The 4,483-nt window shown below is 44.3% G+C and carries 4 protein-coding genes and 2 tRNA genes; 4 read left to right on the forward strand and 2 right to left on the reverse strand.

Annotated features, from left to right (window positions below):
* Positions 1-32 precede the first annotated feature (32 nt).
* From NC238_07680 to NC238_07695, 4 genes are all read left to right on the forward strand, one after another.
* Positions 33-108 (forward strand) — tRNA-Ala (locus NC238_07680).
* An 88-nt stretch (positions 109-196) separates the two neighbouring features.
* Complete coding sequence (locus NC238_07685; GenBank protein MCM1565820.1) at positions 197-994, forward strand: sulfotransferase family protein; 798 nt, start codon at positions 197-199, stop codon at positions 992-994.
* An 84-nt stretch (positions 995-1,078) separates the two neighbouring features.
* Positions 1,079-1,146: transfer RNA gene (locus tag NC238_07690), tRNA-Ser, on the forward strand.
* 97 nt (positions 1,147-1,243) lie between these two features.
* Positions 1,244-3,505, forward strand: a complete 2,262-nt coding sequence (locus NC238_07695) for a KAP family NTPase (GenBank protein MCM1565821.1) — start codon at positions 1,244-1,246, stop codon at positions 3,503-3,505.
* A gap of 102 nt (positions 3,506-3,607) precedes the next feature.
* Here NC238_07695 and NC238_07700 read toward each other — a convergent pair whose 3' ends face one another.
* Positions 3,608-3,817 (reverse strand): hypothetical protein, encoded by a 210-nt coding sequence (locus NC238_07700; protein ID MCM1565822.1) that lies wholly within the window; start codon positions 3,815-3,817, stop codon positions 3,608-3,610.
* 148 nt (positions 3,818-3,965) lie between these two features.
* Positions 3,966-4,483: YitT family protein (locus tag NC238_07705; protein MCM1565823.1), on the reverse strand; the 518-nt coding region annotated here is incomplete at its 5' end.

Raw genomic sequence — 4,483 nt, forward strand, 5'->3', positions numbered from 1 at the left:
GTTTTGGCTATTTTCGCTTCCTCCAACAGCGTGGGGCTGTAGCTCAGTTGGGAGAGCGCTTGAATGGCATTCAAGAGGTCAAGAGTTCGATTCTCTTCAGCTCCACCACAGATGATTTTTTCAAGGGTTAGTCGAGCGATCGGCTAACCCTTTCTTGTTTGTATCACTTGTTAGAGATACCTAGGCACTTCAAATCATGGCTACTCTCAATAAAGACATTTTCTTCTACCATGTCATGAAGACGGCCGGCACAACGGTTGTGCGGCTCCTCGAACAGGCTTATGGCGCGGATGCGTCATGCCCGCTGCCCACCCACGAAAGCGCGGACCCTCAGCCCTTCTTCGGCAAAGTATCCTCACCAACTCCGCTCATCATTTCAGGGCACCCGGATCAATTGTTCGACCTATGGAAGCTTGCGGAGCAGCGGAGTCTTCCCCGGGCGAAGATGACCTTCCTGCGGCACCCGGTGGATCGCTACCTCTCGTGCTACTACTTCATACGCCGCAGCCACTACGTGCAAAAACACGTGGGCTCTTTCGATCTCGATCTCGAGCAAGCCTTGTCGTGCGATGACCGCAGGCTGGCCGGGAACATGATGACAAAGGTGCTCTCATCCCTCGGCACAGCGCGGGACTACAGGGAACCGGCCACGAAACAGGACCTGCTTCAAGCCGTCGAGAACCTCAAGGCCATGGATTTCATCGGATTGGTCGAGGAGTTCGACCTGAGCTATGCCCTGCTGGCGCACGAATTCGGCTTCGTCCCGCCCTGCGTCACCAAGTGGAATGTGAACGCCAAGTACGAAGGCAGAAATGAGATCTCGCCCAAGCTGGAGAGACAGATAAGGATCAAGAATCTGTTCGATTACGAACTCTATCAATTCGCGGTCGAGTTGTTTCGAGCCAGGGTTGTTGAAGCTGGAGAAGACTTGGCTCAGTTGCTCACGCAAATCAAGACGTCAGACCGTGTATACATGGTGAAGCAGCAGACATGAGGTCGTAGACATATTGAAAGCCTTCGGTTCGTTGTGCAACACGGCCATGCGCAGCCGCGTCTGCATGTTGATGTCATTCGGTTGCGGGCTCACGGGGATGAGCTTGAATGGCATTCAAGAGGTCAAGAGTACGATTCTCTTCAGCTCTACCACGAAAGATGCTAAAAGGGACCGAGTTAACTCGGTCCCTTTTTGTTTTTCTAGCCATTTCAATGCAATATTTCCGAATTAGTTACAATTGGATTAATTATGCCAAGATATTTTGATCTAACATTGTCGCTTCTTATTTCTTGCTTTCTCACAGTAAGTCTCATTTTCCTTACACAAGGCAATTCACCGCATATTCTGTCTATGGTTTCTTACGTCTTTTTTTACTTACTTGTTTTCCTAATAACCTTAGCAGCTATTCGTATACATCAATTCTTTTCCAAAAATAAGTTCTCTAAAAATAATCTTCAGGAATATAAAGAGAATTGCGCGGATTCTCCAATATTCAATCCGGCTGATGATATCTTCGAAAGGAAGTATTTTGCAAAGAAGATTGCAGATGAATTGCTCAGGGAAGAACCAACAAGTAATATAGTTATCGCAATTGAAGACGATTGGGGAAGTGGCAAAACTAGTTTAATGAATATAATTAGGTTCTATTTACTAGAGGGCTCTACTGAGTCGATAGTAATAAACTTTAATCCATGGTCAATCATTTCTTTAAACGTACTTGCAGAGAGCTTCATTTCTAAACTTATTTGTGCTCTCGGAAAGGAAAAAGAAATTCAAAATGAGCTTGCTGACTTTTTAGGAATCATTTTGCGGTTTAAATATTCAGCACTCGATGTACATGAAATTAAATCAAAGCTTTTCCCTGCAGCTAATTTGTCTAGTAAAGACTTGGTAGAGTTCGACACCAAAAGGCACCATATCAACCAATTGCTCCAAGATTCATGCAAGCCTATCTTCATATTTATTGATGATATTGATCGACTAAATCCAACTGAAATAAGAATGCTATTTCAACTTATTAAGGCTACATGCAATTTTAGTAATTTAAAATATTTAGTCGCTTATGATCCTATACCTGTTCAAAAAGCCTTGAGCTATGATGACAGTTATGATGGTCGCAAGTTTTTAGAAAAAATTGTCCAACAGTCTTATACTCTTCCGCATCTAAATTATATACAGCGCAAGAATTACGCCAACTCATTATTCAAGAAAGTCTTGGCAATTAATAATGAGTCGATAAGACCTTACGAAGAAGAAATTATAACCAGTGGAATTAACCTAATCGCAAGGAATCTTGAAACTCCAAGAGCTATCCTTAGAGTGGTGCATAACTTCAAGTTATCATTATCAATAAGAGAAGATGTGAATATAGGAGACATCCTATCTTTTGAGTTACTTCGCTTCATGTTTCCTTTTTCAGTGAAGGCTATTGCAGAGAGGCAAAGGCTTTTTTGTATAAATCACCAGCCTGTTGATCAGGACTATTCTGATATTGTATCCGAACATATTAATATTAAGAATACACCAGGCGAAGAATACCTAAAATATTTAGTTAAGCATAATAACCTAGATGAAAATTTATCCCATTCCTTTAGCCAGATTATGGGAACCATCTTTCCTAACATTATAAATGTTCATTGTGATGTCGACGAGGGCATCAGATCATGTAGAATTTACACCTCGAATGCACTCCAAGCCTTACTACTTAAGGCGTCAGGTGAGCATACTTTCTCTACGCAATTAATTAAAACTTTTCTAAATGTACCAAACAAGAGGGAATCAATTCTTAAAGAGATAGAACTAAAATACTCGGTATCAATACCGGTATGGATTTCTCATTTAAAAAGTTTTGTACCAGACGGCGGAAATCAAATAGATGATCTCATTCATAATTTAATGCAATTTTCGTTAAAAGTGTTTAATAATATGAATATAGATTGCAGTAATGAGACTTCTAGTCTTGCTATCCATGCTATTAAGCACGTTAATCCACCGTCGGATAAGCCGACCATTCTTGAAAACATCTTTATGTATAAGTATGATATTGCTGTCCAAGAAGGTATATTGCTAGATATGCTCGAAAATCTTGGCGTTTTTAACCGTGGTAAACTATACCCAGATAAGATAGTAGAGGAAAATTATTACAACGAGTTTAATATTACAACAAGCTTTGCAACTAGATTGATGAAGATTTGGCTGGCACATGCCGAAGAGCTCTTGAATGACGAGTGTTCACTTTCAAATCAGCCAAATTTTCTTAGTATTCTTTTTAGAATAGGGCAACTCGGTTCATTTGATAAAGTCCACAAGTTTGTAGAGAGGATTGTCCTCCCAAAAGAAAATAATATGAAAAGATTTATAGAGTTGTTTGACAATTCTGCACCGCAAGGCATCGACGCTTTGCTCGGACCAAACCTGGATCAGTTTATGTTTACAATAAGGGATAAGGCTGCTTATAAATCCTTCATTAGCCAATTAGAGCGACATAGTATTATTTCAAAAATTAAGTAGCTAGCGGTATTGATTCGTATTTGCTTTAGGTATGAGCGATCCTTTATTTGTACTGGTCTTTTGCCATTCAATTCGGATCCTCTTAAGTAGCTAAGTAAGCTATTACCGCACATAAAGATCAAGATTGCTCATATAATTCTTACCTGCCTGCCCACCCGCAACCTCAAATCCTTCCGCGACCCTGTTCAAAAACCAGCTTCCATTCAATAAATTCATGGCATTAGCCTGCTCTCTTTGGAGCCGGGGCTGTGCAAGCTGTACGTCCCCTTCAAGGACGAGCAGATCGTCGACACTCGGTGCGGAGCGCTGCACGGCAGGGCCATCTCCACGCGGGTCGACACGTGCGGCGGGTTCGCGGTCTTGAACATGTGCAGCATCACGGACAGGCTGTCGACCATCGGCCTGCGCGTGGACTACCTGAAGCCCGCCTTCGGCGGCGACCGACGCGCGATGCCGCTCTTCAGTAAATCTTCCGCTTCGAAAATGAAGCACCCAGCACGTTGAACGTGTTCTCCACGATGAACAGCGCGTGATCGTCATTGGTGAAGACGATCTCCTCCAGCTTTTTGAGCTGCACGTTGTTGACCACGGTCATGAGGATGTCCTTCTCGCGGCCCGAATACGCTCCGTAGCCCTTTATGTACGTCGCGCCCTGGCGCAGCTTGTCCATGATGTCGCGGGCGATCTCGCGGTTCTTGTCCGAGACGATGAACACGCTCTTGCGCTGGGAGAACATGGACAGCACGTATTCCACACCCACGCTGGTGATGAAGACCATGATGAGCGAGGCGATGACCAGGTCCACAGGCAGAGCCGTCAGGGCGAAGGCGAACAGGATCAGGTTGTAGGCGAAATAGAGCTTGCCGATGCCGATGTTGTAGCGCTGGAAGAGCAGCACGGCGATGACGTCCAGGCCGCCGTTGGAGCCGAGCGAGCGCAGCACCAGGCCCGCGCCCATGCCGACCAGTGCGCCGGAGG

It is taken from the genome of Dehalobacter sp. (assembly GCA_023667845.1).
GTDB lineage: Bacteria > Bacillota > Desulfitobacteriia > Desulfitobacteriales > Syntrophobotulaceae > Dehalobacter.